Raw genomic sequence first — 17,998 nt, forward strand, 5'->3', positions numbered from 1 at the left:
GGGGCTGTGCACGGCTGTGGATGCTTTCGTCCGGCAGAAAAATCGGTGGCCGGGAACGGGGGTCCGGTGCGACTCTGGAAGGGCCTACTTGTCGGACCCCGATGCGAACATCGTCTGGGAGTCCGTTCCGGTAACCAACCATCCAACCGGACCCGAGGGGGAGTCTTTGTCTGTCACATCAGAACTGGCGGTCGCCGAATCGGAGGCCGACAGTTCCGGGCAGCCCACACAGCGAGCGCGCGGGGGTATGCGCTCGCTGCGCCGGTTCCTGCCCTACCTGAAGCCGTACCGGGTTCCGCTGATCCTGGCGAACCTGCTGGCCATCATGATGGCCGCGACCGCGGTGGTGACTCCGCTGGTCATCGCCCGCATCATCGACGGGCCGATCGCCCGCCGCGATTTCGCGGGGCTGCTCGTGCCGGTCGCGTTCGTGTTCCTGCTCGGCGCACTCGAATCGTTCGGCATGTGGGGCAGACGCTGGTTGGTGTCCAAACCGGCGACGACATTCGAAATCACCATGCGCGCAAAGCTGTTCGCGAAGCTGCAGGCGCTCTCGATCGGCCGTCACGACGGGTGGCAGTCCGGTCAGCTGCTCTCGCGTGCGATCGACGACATGTCGGCGCTGCGCCGGTTCGTCGCGTTCGCCGGGCCGTTCCTCATCGTCAACTCGGTGATCGCGCCCGTCGGGCTCATCGCCTTGTTCGTGCTGAATTGGCAGGTGGGGCTGATCTTCACGGTGACCTGTCTGCCGCTCACCGTGTACTGCGCGCGTTTCGTCCGCCGGTTCGAGGTGGCCTCGCGCCGCTCCCAGGACCAGGCGGGAGACCTGGCGACCATCGCCCAGGAATCCGCGCAGGGCGTGCGTGTGCTCAAGGCGCTCGGCCGTGGCCAGTTCTTCGGCGCCCGCTTCACCGCGCTGTCGCGTGAACTGCAACGCACCGAGCTGACGAAGGTGCATCTGGACGCGACGCTGTGGTCGGCGCTGGTGGCCCTGCCGACCATCGCGATCGCGCTGTCGCTCGGTGTCGGCGGATACGCGGTGGCGCAGGGCTCCATGACCATCGGCACCCTGGTCGCCGCCGTCACGCTGGAAACGTTCCTGCAGTGGCCGGTGATCTGGCTCGGCTTCCTGCTGTCGGAGCTGTTCGAGGCACGGACCGCCGCCGACCGGTACTGGGAGATCATCGACACCCCGCTCGACATCGCCGACCCGCCGGACCCGGTCGCCCTGCCCGTGCCGGTGCGCGGCGAACTGGTGATCGAGGGCGTCCGGTTCAGTTACCCGCGCGCCGACGGCGGTCCGGAAAACGCTGTGCTGGAGGATGTCTCGCTGCGGATCAGGCCGGGCGAGACGGTCGCGCTCGTCGGCGCGACCGGTAGCGGCAAAACCGCACTGCTCGAGCTGATTCCGCGCCTCTACGACGTGAACGCCGGTCGCATCACCATCGACGGCGTCGACATCGCCACGCTGCGACTGGCCGACCTGCGCCGGGTGGTGACGGTCGCCTTCGAGGAGCCGGTGCTGTTCTCGGCGAGCGTGCGCGAGAACGTGGCCCTCGGCGACCCGAGCGCCACCGACGACGACGTGCGCCGCGCGCTCGACATCGCCCAGGCCACCGAGTTCGTCGACGCGCTGCCGTGGGGTCTCGACACCAGGATCGGTGAGCAGGGCATGAGTCTGTCCGGCGGACAGCGGCAACGGCTCGCGCTGGCCAGGGCGGTGCTCACCGGTGCGGCGGATGCCGACGAGGGCCGGATCATGGTGCTCGACGACCCGCTCTCCGCGCTGGACGTGGAAACCGAGGAGCGCGTGCAGGATCGGCTGCGCGCGGTGCTCTCCGGTGCGACGACCCTGCTGGTGGCGCACCGCCCGTCCACCGCCGCACTGGCCGACCGGGTGGCGCTGCTCGCCGGGGGACACATCGTCGCCGAGGGCACCCACGACAAGCTGCTTCGCACCAGCCGCCACTACCGCGAACTGATGGGCGGTGCCTGATGACCACCACCGAAACAGTTGAACCACAACAGGACCAGGCGGCCGACTGGCGCGGCATCGCCAAGGAGGACGACGCCGTCACCGGCACCGGAAACGTGGTGCTCGCCGGCCGTTCTCGCAGACTGCTGCTCGATCTGGTCCGGCCCTACCGCAAGCTGGCCGTCCTCACCTTCGTCCTGATCGTGCTGGACAACGCGGCGAAGGTGTCGGTGCCGTTGTTCATCGCCTACGGGCTCGACCACGGAATAACCCAAGGGCGCCAAGGCAACTGGACGCCGTTGATCGCGACCGTCGCCGGGTTCGTCGCGGTGACGGTGCTGTCGGGTCTCACCACCTTCGCCTTCCTGCGCGCGGCCGGAGCGCTGAGCCAGCGGGTGCTGTTCGACCTGCGGGTGCGCACCTTCGCGCACACCCAGCGGTTGAGTGTGTCGTTCCACGAGAAATACACCTCGGGCAAGGTCGTCACCCGGCTCACCAGCGATATCGAGGCACTGCAGGACCTGCTCGAAGGCGCGCTGAACCAGGCGGCGAGCGCGCTGCTCTCGGTGGTCACCATCGCCGTCCTGCTCGTCTGGCTCGACCCGATGCTCGCGGCCATCGTGCTGCTCGGGTTCGTGCCGCTGGTGTTCGTCACCCGGTGGGCGCAGCGGCGTCAGCGGGCGGGTTACCGGCGGACCCGTGGCGCGATCGCCAGGGTGGTCGTGCAGTTCGTCGAATCGATGAGCGGCATGCGGGCGGTGCAGGCGTTCCGGCGCGAACACCGCAACCAGGAAGTGCTCGGCGTCGAGGACGCGGCGTACCAGAAGGCGACGACCACCGCGATGCGCGGCGTCGGCGACTACGTCGGCCTGTCGAACTTCATCGGCAAGGTGACAACCGTCGTCGTGCTGCTCGTCGGGTCCTGGCAGGTGATGGAGGGCAACCTGGCCATCGGTGTGCTCGCGGCCTACCTGCTCTACCTCAACCAGTTCTTCGGCCCGCTCGACGAGTTGGCCCAGGTGTTCAACTCCTACCAGTCGGCCGCGGCAGCACTGGAGAAGATCTCCGGTGTGCTCGAGGAGGAACCGGCGGTCGCGGAACCGGTCGAGCCGGTCACCGTCGAACATCCCACCGGTGCGGTGCGGATGGACAAGGTGTGGTTCGGCTACGACGCGGCATCGCCGGTGCTGCCGGAATTCGACCTCGACATCCCGGCCGGGCAGATCGTCGCACTGGTCGGTGCCACCGGGGCGGGCAAGTCGACGCTGGCCAAGCTGCTCACCCGGTTCTACGACCCGTCCGGCGGCACCATCACCCTCGACGGTGTCGACCTGCGCGAACTGGCCGATACCGAGCTGCGCAGGCACGTCGTGATGATCACGCAGGAGGCGTACCTGTTCTCCGGCACGATCGCCGACAACATCCGGCTCGGCAGGCCATCGGCCACCGATGCCGAGGTGCGGGCGGCGGCTCGCGCGGTCGGGCTCGACCAGTTCGTCGGGTCGCTGCCGGACGGATACGACACCGACGTGCGAACCAGGGGCGGGCGATTATCGGCCGGTCAGCGCCAGCTGGTCGCCTTCGCCAGGGTGTTCCTCGCCGATCCGGTGGTGATCGTGCTCGACGAGGCGACGTCGAGTCTCGACATCCCCGGTGAGCGCCTGGTTCAGCGTGCGCTGGAGACGCTGCTGCGTGGCCGGACGGCCGTCATCATCGCGCATCGCCTGTCCACGGTCGCCATTGCCGACCGGGTGCTGGTGCTCGACGGCGGCCGCGTGGTGGAGGACGGGGCACCGGCCGAGCTGATCGCGGGCCAGGGCCGCTTCGCCGGACTGCACGCCGCCTGGCGGGATTCGCTGGTGTGATGCGCTCGTGTTGTACAGCGCCGGGGCCGGTGTCGCTTACCGTAGAGAGGTGACGACCCCAGCCCCGGGCCCGGCCGCAGGCCCCACCGAGAACAGACCGGCCTCTCGGTGGCCGGCGGTGCTCACCTGGCGAGCCCACGACAACTCCCGGATGGAATCGGTCCGGGTGACGGTGAACGGCAACCGGATCAGGGCCGCGGGCCGGATGATCGGCAGCGCCAACCACGAGCACCCGGCGTTCAGCGCCTCCTACGATCTGGTCACCGACGAAGCGGGCGCGACCAGGCGTTTGTCGCTGCGCACCACGACCGCCGCCGGTGAACGCCACGCCTCGGTGTCGCGGGACGAGGAGAACTACTGGCTCGTCGACGCGGGCGGCACCCACGTGCGCTCGACCTTCGCCGGCGCCCTCGATGTGGACGTGGTGCTCAGCCCGTTCTTCAACACCCTGCCGATCCGCCGGTTCTGCCTGCAGAACGCCGTCGGTGACGTGCAGGTGCCGGTCGTCTACGTGCGTCTGCCCGACCTGCTGGTGCAGGAGGCCGAACTCACCTATTCGAGTGCCGCCGACGGCATCAACGTGCTCTCCCCGGTTTCGAGCGCCACGCTGACGGTCGACCCGGAAGGGTTCGTGCTCGACTACCCGGGGCTGGCCGAGCGGGTCTGAATCGCGGCACCGGCCACCCATCGCAGGCGGCCGCTTGCCGGCGTCGACCACCCGGATCGACCTGGCCGCGGCGGCCGGCGAACGGTCGCGACCGACTACAGCGCCCGCAGCACCCCACCGCGCCGACCAGCACGCCGCAGCTCGTCGAGCCAGCCGTCGGCGCCGGGCGTCACCCCCGTGATCTCCCATTGCGCCCGGCCGTCGTACGCCGACCGCCCCCGGTAACCCGCCTCGACAACCTCGCCGAGCGTGCCGTCGGCGCGAAGAGCGTCACGCGCGGCGATCAACGCCTCGATGGTTTCGTCGAGCACCAGTTCCAATGCCCCGGCATTCGGTTCACAGATCGCGCGAACCAGGTCGGGCGCGGTACCGGCTACCCGGGTCCCGTCGCGGAACGAACCGGCCGCCAACCCGAGCGCCAGCTCACCCCCGCCCGCCCCGGCCGCGGCCAGCGCCTCGGCGAGCACATGCGGCAGGTGCGAGATCCGCGCGACGGCCTGGTCGTGTTCCTCGGCAACGACCGGAACCACGACGGAACCGCAGTCCAAAGCCAGCCGAACCACCCGCGACCACGGCTCCACCCGGGTGCCCTCGTCCACGCCCACAGCCCACACCGCGCCGCGGAACAGCTCGGGATCGGTTGCCGCCCAGCCGGATTCAGATGTACCGGCCATCGGGTGACCGCCCACATACCGGGCCTCGAGTCCCTGCTTGCGCACCGCGTCGGCCACCGGTCCCTTCACGCTGACCACATCGGTCAGCGCACACTCCGGCGCATAGGCGGCGACCTCCGCGAGCACCGGCGCGACGGCGGGCATCGGCACCGCGAGCACCACGAGCGCGTCGGCGGCAGCGGCCCGGCTCAGCACCGCGGGCAGGTCACCCGACACGTCGAAACCGTCGAGCCGGGCGGCCTGCGCGCCGTCGGCAGACCGGTTGTACCCGAACGCCTCGTACCCGGTGTCCACGGCCGCGCGCAGCACGGAGCCGCCGATCAGACCCGTTCCGAGGACGCACACGGCACCACGCTCGTCGATACTCACGAGAACAGATTGGCACACGAGTTCATCATTACGGGCGGGACAGACTACCGTTTGGTCCATGGCAGCACAGCGCTCGGGCACGAACAGGGCGGCGTCGGATGACGACTTCGACGTCGAAGGGTTCGCCGTGGCGGTGGTCCGCGAAGAAGGTACGTGGCGGTGCAGTCCTCTCAGCCACGACGCCCTCGTCGACCTCTCCACCGCCGAGACCGAATTGAAGGCATTGCGCAGCTCCGGTGCGGTGTTCGGGCTGCTCGACGTCGACGACGAGTTCTTCATCGTGCTGCGGCCCGCGCCGAGCGGCACCCGGCTGCTCGTCTCCGACGCGACCGCCGCGATCGACTACGACATCGCCGCCGACGTCCTCGACGCACTCAATGTCGAGATCCCCGACATCGACCCCGACGAGCTCGACGACATAGAACCGTGGGAAGAGGGCGACCTCGGCGTACTCGCCGACCTCGGCCTACCCGAACCGGTACTCAGCGTGATCCTCGCCGACACCGACCTCTACCCGGACGAACAGCTGAAACTGATCGCCGAGCGCCTCGGTTTCGCCGACGAATACGCGGCGGTGCTGGACAAACTGCAGAAGTGACCGACGAGGACATGCTGCGCGCCGCGCTCGCGGCCGCCGCCAACGCCGACCCGCGCGACGTGCCGGTCGGCGCCGTCGTCTTCGATGCGCAAGGTCGGGAGCTGGCCCGCGCGGCCAATGCCCGCGAAGCCCTCGGCGACCCGACCGCCCACGCGGAAGTTCTCGCCCTGCGAAAAGCCGCGGCCGTCCACGGCGACGGTTGGCGGCTCGAAGGCGCGACCCTCGCCGTCACCTTGGAACCGTGCACGATGTGCGCGGGCGCGCTGGTTCTCGCCCGCGTCGAGAAGGTGATCTTCGGCGCCTGGGAACCCAAGACCGGCGCCGTCGGCTCCCTGTGGGACGTAGTCCGCGACCGCCGCCTCAACCACCGCCCTCAGGTACGCGCCGGAATCCTCGAATCCGAGTGCGTCGCCCTCCTCGACACCTTCTTCCGCAACCAGCGCTGACCAGCCGATTTAGTGATCGAGCCCCCTATCCGGTACCGTAGTCGGCGGTGGCGTGTCCGAGCGGCCTAAGGAGCACGCCTCGAAAGCGTGTGACGGGTAACCCCCGTCCGAGGGTTCAAATCCCTCCGCCACCGCCAGCAAGCCCCTTACCTGTTCAGGCAGGTGAGGGGCTTTTGCTTTGTGCGGTTCGGAAGGTGTTGCGGTACGCCGAGGGGGAGGTGTGCAGCGCCTTCGCGAAGTGGTGGCGGAAGGTGACCGCGGTGGCGAAGCCGACGGCCGTGGCGATCTCCTCCACCGGGGCATCGCTGGTTTCGAGCATCGCAAGGGCCGCCTGGATACGTTGCGGGATGAGCCATTTGCTCGGAGTGGTGCCGGTGGACCGAACGAAATGACGCAGGTAGGTGCGCTGGGACAGGCCCGCGACCCGGGCGAGGTCGGCGACGCCGAGCGGCTCGTGGATGTGTTCGGCGGCCCAGGCCAGGCTGCGCCCGACCGGGTCGTCGAGGGGTTCTGGCGGCATCGGGGACTCGATGTACTGCGCCTGCCCGCCGGTGCGGTGCGGCTGGATCACCAACCTGCGGGCGACCGCGTTCGCGACGGACGCGCCCATGTCGGTGCGCACCAGGTGCAGCGCCAGGTCGAGGCCCGCCGCGCAGCCCGCGCTGGTGAGGATGTCGCCGTCGTCGGTGTAGAGCGGTTCGGCGTCGACGACCACGGCGGGGTACCGCTCACGCAGCAGGTCGGCGTATCGCCAGTGCGTGGTGGCCCGGCGACCGTCCAACAGCCCGGCTGCCGCGAGCGCGAAAGCACCCGAGCAGATCGACACGATGCGTGCCCCGTCGCGATGCGCCTGCCGCAGTGCCTCGATCAGTTCCGGTGAGGTGGCGGCGCGCGGGTCGGCGACGCTGGGCACCACCACCGTGTCGGCGGCGGCGAAGTCGGCGAGACCGTAGGGGCTGCTCATGGTCGCGCCGCCGATCACCCGGATGGGGTCGGGGGTTTCGGTGCAGACCTTCAGCTCGTACCAGGGCTGATCGATGTCGGGCCACACGAGGCCGAACACCTCGATGACGATGCCGGCCTCGAACGCCGTCATCCCGTCGTAGGCCAGCACCGACACGGTCGAACCCATGTCTGAATCTTAGCGATAGTCGTCATCTACGCCACTTCTCGTGGCCTTCGCAGCTCGCGACCATGGATTCATGTGGAAGAAATTGAAGGAATTCGCACTCGGCATTCACGCCGCGAACGCCATCAGGCACGGTGTGTGCCCGCCCGCCGCCGCCCGTCGCGAACCCGCGAAACCCACAACGCGCTGATCGAGAGCTGTCGACGGCTATTCACCTGCGTCCGACCTGCGGTGTAGTACTCGCGTAATAGACTGAGTTACACCGAAATCCGGGAAGGAACGATGATTATGCGCGGGCGTGTGCCGCCACCCGCGAAGTCCGGGATCGGGCTCGGGGGGAAGCTCTTGGTTCTGATCGTGCTCGGGTGGGTGGCCGTGGGGCTGCTCGCCGCAGGTCAGCGGCACTATTTCTCGAAACTCCCGAGGGAGTGCTCGGATTGGGCGACGATCGCCGTCACGGCGGCGGCGGGACCGGGGAACTACATCGGGCTGAACCCGAGGGTCACCGAATGCGAGGTTCCGCAACCGAGCAAGTAGGCCGGGCACCCGAACGAGTGCCCGGCCCGGGTCTCACAGTTCCGCGGCCGCCATCTCACGGTCGTTGCGGTGGATCTCGCGCAGCTTGGAACCCTCCACGTCGATATCGGGAACGATCTTGTCCAGCCAGGCGGGCATCCACCACGCCCATTTGCCCAGCAGCACAAGCAGAGCGGGAATGAGCACCATGCGCACGACGAACGCGTCGAGCGCGACGCCCGCCGCCAGCGCGAAGCCCATCGACTTCGCGGTGACATCGGATTCGAGCAGGAACGAACCGAACACCGAGATCATGATGATCGCCGCGGAGGTGACCACGCGCGCGCCGTGGTGATAACCCTTCACCACCGCCTCGGTCGGTTCGGAACCGTGCACGTACTCCTCGCGCATGCGGGTCACCAGGAACACCTGGTAGTCCATCGCGAGCCCGAATACCAAGCCGATCAACATGATCGGCAGGAAGCTCACCAGCGGGTGCGGGTCCGAGATCAGCCCGAGCTTGCCCTCCTGGAAGACCAGCACGGTCGCGCCGAACGTCGCCGCCATCGACAACAGGAACCCGAGCGCGGCCGTGAGCGGGACCAGGATCGAGCGGAACACCAGGATCAGCAGGATGAACGCGGCGCCCGCGACGATCGCCATGTACGGCACGATCTTGCTCAACAACACGTGGTCGATATCGGCGTAGATCGCGGTGGTTCCCGTGATGCCGTACGACATCTGGTACTGCTCGTGCAGCGCGGCCTCGGCATCGCGGGCCGACTGCACCAGATCCTTGGTCGACTGATCGTTGGGTCCGGCCTTGGGAATGCCGTTGATGAGGGCGCCCGCGCCGTCGGAGCTCATCTGCGGTTCGGTGACCAGTTCCATGTCGGGGTAGGACATGAGCTTGTCGCGCAAGGCATTCAGTGCGGCGGGCCGCTGGTCGGCGGGGGTGTCGGCCAGGTCGACGGCCACCTGCAACACACCGTTGCTGCCCTCACCGAAACCCTCGGTGCGCAGGTCGTAGGCCTTACGCACGGTGGTCGACTTGGGCAGGCTGTCCTCGCCGGGCAGACCGAGGTTCAGGTTCAGCGCGGGCGCGGCGAGCAGCCCGAGCACCACGATGGCCAGGATCATCGTCACCGCGGGGAACTTGGCGATCACCCGGGCGACGCGGGTGCCGTTGGTGACGACGCTGTCGTCCTCGGGATCGTGCTGGGCGATCAGCGGCAGCTTCGGCTTGAACAGGGCCTTGCCGAACGCACCGAGCAGCGCCGGCATGAGGGTGATGGCGGTGAGCACGGCGAACGCGGCCGCCACCGCACCACCGAGACCCATGAACGTCAGGAACCGGACACCGACGATGGCCAGCCCGGCGAGCGCGATGATCACGGTGAGACCGGCGAACACCACCGCCGAGCCCGCCGTACCGAGCGCGGTACCGGCGGCTTCCTCGGCCGAATCCTGCACGGTTAGTTCGTGTTTGTAGCGGGAGACGATGAACAGCGCGTAGTCGATCGACAGCGCGATCCCGATCATCGACGCGAGGAACGTCGTGAAGCTCGGGATCTCGAGCACCGTGGTGGACAGGAAGATCAGCGAGGTCGCGGCGCCGAGGCCGACGATGGCGGTGATGATCGGCACGAAGGCCGCGACGATCGCGCCGAATGCCACGATCATCACCACCAGGGCAACGGCCATACCGATCATCTCGGACTTACCGCTCGGCATCTCCTGCTCCATGGGCAGGCTGCCGCTCATCTCCACCGTGAGCCCGGCGGCGCGGGCGTCGTCGCCGACGGCGTAGGCGGCCTCGCGGTCCTCGGGCTTCACATCGGCGAACTCTTTGATTGTGAACGGCACGCTGAAGTAGGCGACGGTATCGGGTGCCGACTCGTTCAGCACATTGAGCGGCGCGCCACTGCAGGTCGACGGATCGGGTTGCGCGGTAAGGCAACCCATCTCCTCGGTGGCCGTGATCGGGTCGACGATCGGTTCGGTGTGATCGACGATCGGCAACTGCTCGAGCCGTTCGATCATCGCCGCGACGGCCTGGCGATTGGCCGGGTCGGTGAGCTTCTGGCCTGCGGGCGCGCCGACGACGTAGGTGCCGGTGACCGCGTCGAACGCGAACGCCTCCGACATACCGGGGAAGTGCTTGTCGAGGATTTCGGTCGCTCGCTCCGACGGCAGGTTCGGCATGCTGAAGTCGTCGGTCATCGGTTTCTGCAGCTGGGCACCGAGTCCGCCGAGCACCATGAAGCAGAGTAACCAGACGGGGAGCACGATCCATTTGCGGCGAAAGGCCAGCTTTCCCCACCGGTACAGATAGACGGACACGGGTTTCTCCTCGGTGATTCGATGCAGAGCGTGGAGTAGAGCCGGGTCGAACTAGTCCTGAGTCTGGTGCCGCGATACCGCGATATCAAGCAACCGGGCCCGCACATGCGACGACCCCGCGATCCATGGGGCGGATCGCGGGGTCGTGTAGGGCATTACGGTCAGCCGACGGCGACCGGGTGCTTCACCGTCTCGGTACCCGAGTTGCGCAGCTGCTCGAGCTTGGCGCCCTCGACATCGATATCGGGAACGATGCGGTCGAGCCACTTCGGCATCCACCAGGCCCACTTGCCCATGATCACCAGCAGCGCGGGCACGATCACCATGCGGACCACGAAGGCGTCGATGGCGACACCGGCGGCCAGCGCGAAACCGAACGACTTCGCGGTGACGTCGGTTTCCATGATGAAGGAGCCGAATACCGAGATCATGATGATCGCGGCCGAGGTGACCACGCGGGCGCCGTGGTGGTACCCGGCGACCATGGCTTCCTTCGGCGAACGGCCGTGCACGAATTCCTCACGCATGCGGGTCACCAGGAACACCTGGTAGTCCATCGCGAGACCGAACACCAAGCCGATCAACATGATCGGCAGGAAGCTGACCAGCGGCTGTGGGTCCTCGATCAGCCCGAAGGTGCCCTCCTGGAAGATCAGCACGGTGGCACCGAAGGTGGCAGCCATCGACAGCAGGAACCCCAGCGCCGCGGTGAGCGGGACCAGGATCGAGCGGAACACCAGGATCAGCAGGATGAACGCGGCACCGGCGACGATCGCCAGGTACGGCACGATCTTGCTGAGCAGCGCGTGGTCGACATCGGCGTAGATCGCGGTGGTACCGGTGATGCCGTACTGCATGCCGTACTGCGCCTGCAGCTCGGCCTCGGCGCCGCGCGCCGACTGCACCAGATCCTTGGTTTCCTGGTTGTTCGGGCCGGACACCGGGACGCCGTTGAGCATGGCGCCCTGCTTGTCCTCACTCCACTGCGGCTCGGTGACGTAGTCCATGCCCTCGTAGGAGGCGAGCTTGTCGCGCAGCGCGCCGAGCGCCGCCTCACGCTGACCCTCGGGCGTGGCACTCAGGTCGGCGACGACCATGAGCACACCGTTGCTGCCCTCACCGAAGCCCTCGGTGCGCAGGTCGTAGGCCTTACGCACGGTCGAGGTCTTGGGCAGGCTGTCCTCGCCGGGCAGGCCGAGGTTCAGGCCCGCGGCGGGTGCGGCGAGCGCGCCGAGCACGACCACCGACAGGATCAGGGCGACCCACGGCGCCTTGCCGATCAGGCGGGCGAAACGCTGACCGTTGGTGACCGAGGTGTCGTCCTCGGGATCGTGCTGGGCCACCAGCGGCAGCTTCGGCTTGAACAGGGCCTTACCGAAGGCGCCCATCAGGGCGGGCATCAGGGTGACGGCGGTGAGCACCGCGAACGCGGCGGCGATGGCGCCACCGAGACCCATGAAGGTCAGGAACTCCACGCCGACGATGCTCAGCGCGCCGAGCGCGATGATGACGGTGAGACCGGCGAACACCACGGCCGAACCGGCGGTGCCCAGCGCGGTACCGGCGGCTTCCTCGGCCGAATCACGCACGGACAGTTCGTGTTTGTAACGCGAGACGATGAACAGCGCGTAGTCGATCGACAACGCGATGCCGATCATCGAGGCGAGGAAGGTGGTGAAGCCGGGCACTTCCATGAAGGAGGTGCCGAGCATGATCGTCGAGGTCGCGGCGCCGAGGCCGACGATGGCGGTGACGATCGGGACGACCGCGGCGACGATGGCGCCGAACGCGATCACCATGACGATCAGGGCGACGGCCATACCGATGAGCTCGGACTTGCCGCTCGGCTGTTCCTGCTTCATCGCGATGGAACCGCTGAGTTCGACGGTCAGGCCGGCGTTGCGGGCGTCGTCGCCGACCTCGAAGGCGGCGTCGCGCTCGGCGTCGGTCACGTCGGTGACGTTCTCGATGGTGAACGGCACGTTGAGGGTTGCGACGGTCTTCGGCGCGGTTTCGTTCAAGACGTTGAGCGGGGCGCCCGAGCAGGTCGACGGGTCAGGGTTGCTCAGGCAGCCCATCTTGTCGGTCATCTCGATCGGGTTGGCCAGCGGCTTGGTCTTGTCGACGATCGGCAGTTCACCGAGCTTGCCGATGAACGCTTCGATCGCGGCACGGTTGGCCGGATCGGTGAGCTGCTGGCCTTCCGGCGCGGCGATCACATACGTGCCTGCCACAGCGTCGAACTTGAACTGTTCGGACATGCCGGGGAAGTGCTTGTCGAGGATTTCGTTGGCGCGAGCCGAAGGCAGCTCGGGCATGCTGAAATCGTTGCTCATCGGCTTGCTGAGGGTGGCGCCGAGCCCGCCGAGCAGCACGAACAGCAGTAGCCAGACCGGCAACACTATCCATTTACGGCGGAAAGCGAACTTTCCCCATCGGTACAGGTATACGGACACGTGTCCCCGCCTCCACATCGCGAATGATTTGTCTACCGTGCGGTAGGTAGACTACCGACGGCGTAAGCGGAGGGGCAACCTCAATTTTATGGGCGCCGGATAGATCACAACCGATTCATGGGAGGATTGCCACATGGCTGCCCGGGACACCGCCGACACCGTTACCGCAGGTGGAGGCACTAAACAGGCGATTCGTGATGCCGCGCTCCGGCTGTTCGCCGCGAAAGGCTTCGAGCAGACGAGCTTGCGCGAAGTGGCCGATATGGTGGGAATCACAAAGGCGTCGCTGTACTACCACTACGCGTCGAAGCTCGATCTGCTGCTGGCGATCATCGACCCGATCATCGATCACATGCGCGACATCGTCACCGATATCGACGCCGTCCCCTACGACAGCGAGGGCATCCGCGCCGTCCTGCGCACCTATCTGCGCGGCATGATCCGCCACCGCGACGCGGGCGCGCTGTGTGTGCGCGACACCGCCGCCATCGTCAACGCCATCGCCGATCGTTACCCGGATCTCATGGAACCCACTCGCGAGCTGCGGACCTGGCTGTCCGGACCGAATCCGACGCCGGAGTCGATGCTGCGCGCGGCCGGTGCCATCGAGGTGCTCGGGGTGGCGCTGCTGTCGATCGAGCTGGCGCCGGGAGCCACCGACGCGCTCGTCGAGCAGACGTTGCTCGACGCGGCGACCGCCGTGCTGGCCGGCGGCGCGACCGCGTAGGTTCGAGACCGTGCATATCACCGCAAGGGTCGATTACGCGGTGCGAACGTTGCTCGAGCTCGCCGCGGCCGACGGGGTCGTGAAGGCCGAGGCCATCGCCGCCGCGGCCCAGATCCCGCCGAAGGTCCTCGAGACCGTGCTCGCCGAGCTGCGTCGCGCCGAACTGGTGCGCAGCAGGCGCGGACCGGACGGCGGGTACCGGCTGGGCAGGCCGGCCGAGGAGATCTCGGTGGCCGACGTGATCCGTGGCGTGGAGTCGCCGCTGGCCTCGGTGCGCGGGCAGCGCCCCGAGGACGTGCGCTACCCCGGTGCGGCCGAACCGCTGCAGCGGGTGTGGATCGCGCTGCGGGTGAATATCCGGGCCGTGCTCGAGAACGTGTCGATCGCCGATATCGCCGCCGACCGACTGCCCGGTTTCATCGATGAGTTGATCGCGGATCCCGGCGCCTGGGCGCGGCGCGAGCCACGTACTCCCGCCGACGCGTGATTTATCCACAGGTGCGGGTTTATCCACAGGCCTGGTGAAACGCCTGGATAACCCGGGGGCGCGGCCTCGCCGCACGCGGTAGCCTGCGTCCATCATGTTGATCACCCTGCTGCGGACCTACCTGGCCCCGTACCGCGCCCAGCTGGCCGGGGTCCTCGTGCTCCAGCTGGTCTCGGTCATCGCGATGCTCTACCTGCCCAGCCTCAACGCCGACCTCATCGACAACGGCATCACCAGGGGCGACATCGGCTACATCTGGACCACCGGCCTGTGGATGCTGGCGGTGAGCTGCGTGCAGATCATCGCCTCGTCGGCCTCGGTGTACTTCGGTGCGCAGGCGGCGATGGGCGCGGGCCGGGACATGCGTGGCGCGGTGCTGCACCGGGTCGAGACGTTCTCCGCGCGCGAGGTCGGCCTGTTCGGCGCGCCCTCGCTCATCACCCGCTCCACCAACGACATCCAGCAGGTGCAGCTGCTCATCGTGATGTCGGTGACGATTCTGGTGATGGCACCGATCATGTGCGTCGGCGGCATCATCATGGCGGTGCGCGAAGACGCCGGGCTCTCGTGGCTGCTGCTCATCGCGGTGCCCGCGCTGGCGCTGAGCATGGGGCTGGTCGTCGCAAAGATGGTGCCGGGCTTCCGGCAGATGCAGGAACGCATCGACGGGGTGAACCGGGTGCTGCGCGAGCAGATCACCGGTATCCGGGTGATCCGCGCGTTCGTGCGGGAACGTCAGGAGATCTGGCGCTTCGGGATGGCCAACACCTCGCTCACCGACGCCTCGCTGCGCGTGGGCAAGCTGATGGCGCTGATGTTCCCGATCGTCATGCTCATCTCCAATGTCACCGCCGTCGGGGTGATCTGGTTCGGCGGGCATCACGTCGACGACGGCACCATGCAGATCGGCTCGCTCACCGCGATGCTGTCCTACATCATGCAGATCCTGATGGCCGTGATGATGGCCTCGTTCCTGGCGATGATGGCCCCGCGCGCGGCGGTCTCGGCCGACCGGATCGGCGCGGTGCTCGAGACCGAGTCCTCGGTGCGCCCGCCGCGCCTGCCGCAGCCCTTCGCAGGCGATCCGGCGACCGTCGACCTGCAGTTCGCCGAATTCGCCTTCCCCGGTGCGGAGAAGCCGGTGCTGCGAGCCATCCGCTTCCAGGTCGCACCCGGAACGACAACGGCCGTGGTCGGTTCCACCGGTGCGGGCAAGACCACGCTCGTCAATCTGATCCCGCGCCTGATCGATGTCACCGACGGTGCGGTGTACGTGGGCGGCACCGACGTGCGGCACCTGGACCTCGAAACCCTGCGCGGCGGAATCGGATTGGTGCCACAGAAGGCGTACCTGTTCTCCGGAACCGTCGCGAGCAACCTGCGCTACGGCAAACCCGACGCCACCGACGACGAGCTCTGGCACGCGCTCGAGGTGGCCCAGGCGGCCGACTTCGTGCGCGAGATGCCGCAGGGCCTCGACACTCCGGTCGCCCAGGGTGGGACGACGGTGTCGGGTGGTCAGCGGCAGCGCCTGTGCATCGCCCGCGCGCTGGTGCGCAAGCCGCGCATCTACCTGTTCGACGATTCGTTCTCCGCGCTCGACGTGGCGACCGACGCCCGGTTGCGCGCGGCGCTGAAACCCGAGACCGCCGACGCGTCGGTGATCATCGTGGCCCAGCGGATCCAGACCATTCGCGACGCCGACCAGATCGTCGTCCTCGAGGACGGCGCGATGGCAGGCCTCGGCACCCATGACGAACTGATGCAGCGGTGCCCGGAGTACCGCGAGATCGTCGAGTCCCAGCTCAGTGTGGAGGAGGCTCGATGAGGCCGGGTGCACCCGTCCCCGGCGCCCCGGGTACCAAACCGAAATCGTTCGTTCCGTCGCTGAAGCGGCTGCTGCGCAGGCTCGCGCCGGAGAAGTTCTCCGTCGCGGTCATCATCGCGCTCGTCGTCACCTCGGTGGTGCTCAACACGCTCGGCCCGTGGTTGCTCGGCAAGGCGACGAACCTGGTGTTCGACGGGTTCGTCGGCAAGCAGCTCCCGGCGGGGCTGAGCAAGGACGAAACCGTCGAGATGCTGCGTCAGCGCGGGGAGAACACCCGCGCCGACATGCTCTCGGCCATGAACGTGATCCCTGGCACCGGTATCGATTTCGGTGCGGTCGGCCGGGTGCTCACGCTGGTGCTCGTGCTCTACGTGGTCGCCGCGGTGTTCGGCTGGCTGCAGGGTTATCTGCTCAACGTCGTCATCAACCGCACGGTCAAACGCCTGCGCGACGACGTGGAGAACAAGCTGCACCGCCTGCCGCTGCGCTACTTCGACACCGCACCGCGCGGCGACGTGCTCAGCCGCGTCACCAACGACGTCGACAATGTCTCCCAGAGCCTGCAGCAGACCATGAGCCAGCTGCTCGTCTCGCTGTTCACCGTGGTCGGCATCTTGATCATGATGTTCTGGATCTCGCCGCTGCTGGCGCTGATCGCCCTGCTCACGGTGCCCGCGGCCATCGTCGTCACCGCGCAGATCGCCAAACGGTCCAAGCCGCACTTCGTGAACCAGTGGAAATTCACCGGTGAGGTGAACTCCTCGGTGGAGGAGGCCTACACCGGCCACGAGATCATCACCGCGTTCGGTCGCAGCCGCGAGGTCGGCCGGGAGTTCGACGAGCGCAACGACAAGCTCTACAACGCCAGCTTCAAGGCGCAGTTCATCTCCGGCCTGATCATGCCAGCGATCATGTTCCTCGGAAACGTGAACTTCGTGTTCATCGCGCTGGTCGGCGGCCTGCGGGTGGCCACCGGCAATCTCTCGCTCGGTGAGGTGCAGGCCTTCATCCAGTACTCGCGCCAGTTCAGCCAGCCGCTCACCCAGATCGGCGCCATGGCCAACCTGCTGCAGTCCGGGGTGGCCTCGGCCGAGCGGATCTTCGAGATCCTCGACGCCGAGGAACAGAGCCCCGACCCGCTGGTGGAGAACTCGCGCCCGGTCGACCGCGGCCGGGTGGAGTTCGACGCGGTGTCCTTCGGTTACGACCCGGAAACCCCTGTCATCGAACGGCTTTCGCTGGTGGCCGACCCGGGTCATGTGATCGCCATCGTCGGCCCGACCGGTGCGGGCAAGACCACGCTGGTGAACCTGCTGATGCGCTTCTACGAGATCGACGCGGGCACCATCTCCATCGACGACGTCGACATCACCACCATCACCCGCGACCACCTGCGTTCGCGTATCGGCATGGTGTTGCAGGACACCTGGCTGTTCCAGGGCACCATCCGCGAGAATATCGCCTACGGCAATCCCAACGCCTCCGAGCACGACATCATCGCCGCGGCCCGCGCCGCCTACGTCGACCGGTTCGTGCATTCGCTGCCCGACGGCTACGACACGGTGATCGACGAGGAAGGCGGCGGGGTGAGCGCCGGTGAGAAGCAGCTCATCACCATCGCCCGCGCGTTCCTGGCCAAGCCGTCCATCCTGATCCTCGACGAGGCGACCAGCTCGGTCGACACCCGCACCGAACTGCTGGTGCAGCACGCCACCGCCGCGCTGCGTCGCGACCGCACGAGTTTCGTCATCGCCCACCGGCTTTCGACGATTCGCGACGCGGACCTGATCGTGGTGATGGAGAAGGGCCGCATCGTCGAACACGGCAACCACGAACGCCTGCTAGAGGAACGCGGCGCCTACTACCGCCTGTACAACGCCCAGTTCGCGGCCGCCCAGTAGCGCCCTGGCACCATGGG

The 17,998-nt window shown here is 67.6% G+C and carries 14 protein-coding genes and 1 tRNA gene; 11 read left to right on the forward strand and 4 right to left on the reverse strand.

The window, feature by feature from the left end:
- Positions 1–166: 166 nt before the first annotated feature.
- Genes ACSVDM_RS15385 through ACSVDM_RS15395 form a run of 3 tightly spaced genes read left to right on the forward strand, consistent with a single transcriptional unit; the run spans position 167 to position 4,507 of the window.
- Positions 167–1,996 (forward strand): ABC transporter ATP-binding protein, encoded by a 1,830-nt coding sequence (locus tag ACSVDM_RS15385; RefSeq protein ID WP_439265674.1) that lies wholly within the window; start codon positions 167–169, stop codon positions 1,994–1,996.
- Positions 1,996–3,840, forward strand: a complete 1,845-nt coding sequence (locus tag ACSVDM_RS15390) for an ABC transporter ATP-binding protein (protein WP_439265676.1) — start codon at positions 1,996–1,998, stop codon at positions 3,838–3,840. The genes ACSVDM_RS15385 and ACSVDM_RS15390 overlap by 1 nt, the downstream gene beginning before the upstream one ends.
- A 49-nt stretch (positions 3,841–3,889) precedes the next feature.
- Complete coding sequence (locus ACSVDM_RS15395; protein ID WP_084457200.1) at positions 3,890–4,507, forward strand: putative glycolipid-binding domain-containing protein; 618 nt, start codon at positions 3,890–3,892, stop codon at positions 4,505–4,507.
- 95 nt (positions 4,508–4,602) lie between these two features.
- On the opposite strand, the gene ACSVDM_RS15400 is transcribed toward ACSVDM_RS15395, so the two are convergent.
- A complete protein-coding gene (locus ACSVDM_RS15400) occupies positions 4,603–5,568 on the reverse strand; it encodes a prephenate dehydrogenase (RefSeq protein WP_439265679.1) in 966 nt (321 codons plus the stop codon).
- 40 nt (positions 5,569–5,608) lie between these two features.
- On the opposite strand from ACSVDM_RS15400, the gene ACSVDM_RS15405 reads away from it, so the two are divergent.
- The 3 genes from ACSVDM_RS15405 (at position 5,609) to ACSVDM_RS15415 (ending at position 6,731) form a co-directional block, all read left to right on the forward strand.
- The gene (locus ACSVDM_RS15405) at positions 5,609–6,148 is read left to right on the forward strand and encodes a tRNA adenosine deaminase-associated protein (RefSeq protein WP_067494712.1); all 540 of its coding nucleotides are present in this window, start codon (positions 5,609–5,611) and stop codon (positions 6,146–6,148) included.
- 11 nt (positions 6,149–6,159) lie between these two features.
- Positions 6,160–6,594 (forward strand): nucleoside deaminase, encoded by a 435-nt coding sequence (locus tag ACSVDM_RS15410; RefSeq protein ID WP_439265793.1) that lies wholly within the window; start codon positions 6,160–6,162, stop codon positions 6,592–6,594.
- 46 nt (positions 6,595–6,640) lie between these two features.
- Positions 6,641–6,731: transfer RNA gene (locus ACSVDM_RS15415), tRNA-Ser, on the forward strand.
- Between the two features lie 17 nt (positions 6,732–6,748).
- Here the strand turns inward: ACSVDM_RS15415 and ACSVDM_RS15420 are convergent.
- Positions 6,749–7,726, reverse strand: coding sequence for a GlxA family transcriptional regulator (locus ACSVDM_RS15420; protein WP_439265681.1), 978 nt, complete (start codon positions 7,724–7,726; stop codon positions 6,749–6,751).
- 285 nt (positions 7,727–8,011) lie between these two features.
- Here ACSVDM_RS15420 and ACSVDM_RS15425 point away from each other — a divergent pair, with 285 nt between their 5' ends.
- Entirely contained in the window at positions 8,012–8,260 is a 249-nt protein-coding gene (locus ACSVDM_RS15425; RefSeq protein WP_067494949.1) for a hypothetical protein, read from the forward strand.
- 33 nt (positions 8,261–8,293) lie between these two features.
- On the opposite strand, the gene ACSVDM_RS15430 is transcribed toward ACSVDM_RS15425, so the two are convergent.
- Positions 8,294–10,582 carry an MMPL family transporter gene (locus ACSVDM_RS15430; protein WP_067640317.1) on the reverse strand — a complete coding sequence of 763 codons (2,289 nt, stop codon included), beginning with the start codon at positions 10,580–10,582 and terminating at the stop codon, positions 8,294–8,296.
- Between the two features lie 161 nt (positions 10,583–10,743).
- Entirely contained in the window at positions 10,744–13,038 is a 2,295-nt protein-coding gene (locus tag ACSVDM_RS15435; protein ID WP_439265682.1) for an MMPL family transporter, read from the reverse strand.
- A 133-nt stretch (positions 13,039–13,171) separates the two neighbouring features.
- On the opposite strand from ACSVDM_RS15435, the gene ACSVDM_RS15440 reads away from it, so the two are divergent.
- The 4 genes from ACSVDM_RS15440 (at position 13,172) to ACSVDM_RS15455 (ending at position 17,981) form a co-directional block, all read left to right on the forward strand.
- A complete protein-coding gene (locus ACSVDM_RS15440) occupies positions 13,172–13,765 on the forward strand; it encodes a TetR/AcrR family transcriptional regulator (RefSeq protein WP_067494697.1) in 594 nt (197 codons plus the stop codon).
- A gap of 10 nt (positions 13,766–13,775) precedes the next feature.
- Complete coding sequence (locus ACSVDM_RS15445; protein ID WP_067494693.1) at positions 13,776–14,252, forward strand: RrF2 family transcriptional regulator; 477 nt, start codon at positions 13,776–13,778, stop codon at positions 14,250–14,252.
- 94 nt (positions 14,253–14,346) lie between these two features.
- Complete coding sequence (locus ACSVDM_RS15450) at positions 14,347–16,080, forward strand: ABC transporter ATP-binding protein (protein ID WP_067640321.1); 1,734 nt, start codon at positions 14,347–14,349, stop codon at positions 16,078–16,080.
- Positions 16,077–17,981 (forward strand): ABC transporter ATP-binding protein, encoded by a 1,905-nt coding sequence (locus tag ACSVDM_RS15455; RefSeq protein WP_357150895.1) that lies wholly within the window; start codon positions 16,077–16,079, stop codon positions 17,979–17,981. The genes ACSVDM_RS15450 and ACSVDM_RS15455 overlap by 4 nt, the downstream gene beginning before the upstream one ends.
- The last annotated feature ends 17 nt before the right edge of the window (positions 17,982–17,998 follow it).

This window comes from Nocardia sp. JW2 (genome assembly GCF_051843015.1).
Classification (GTDB): Bacteria; Actinomycetota; Actinomycetes; order Mycobacteriales; family Mycobacteriaceae; genus Nocardia; species Nocardia coubleae.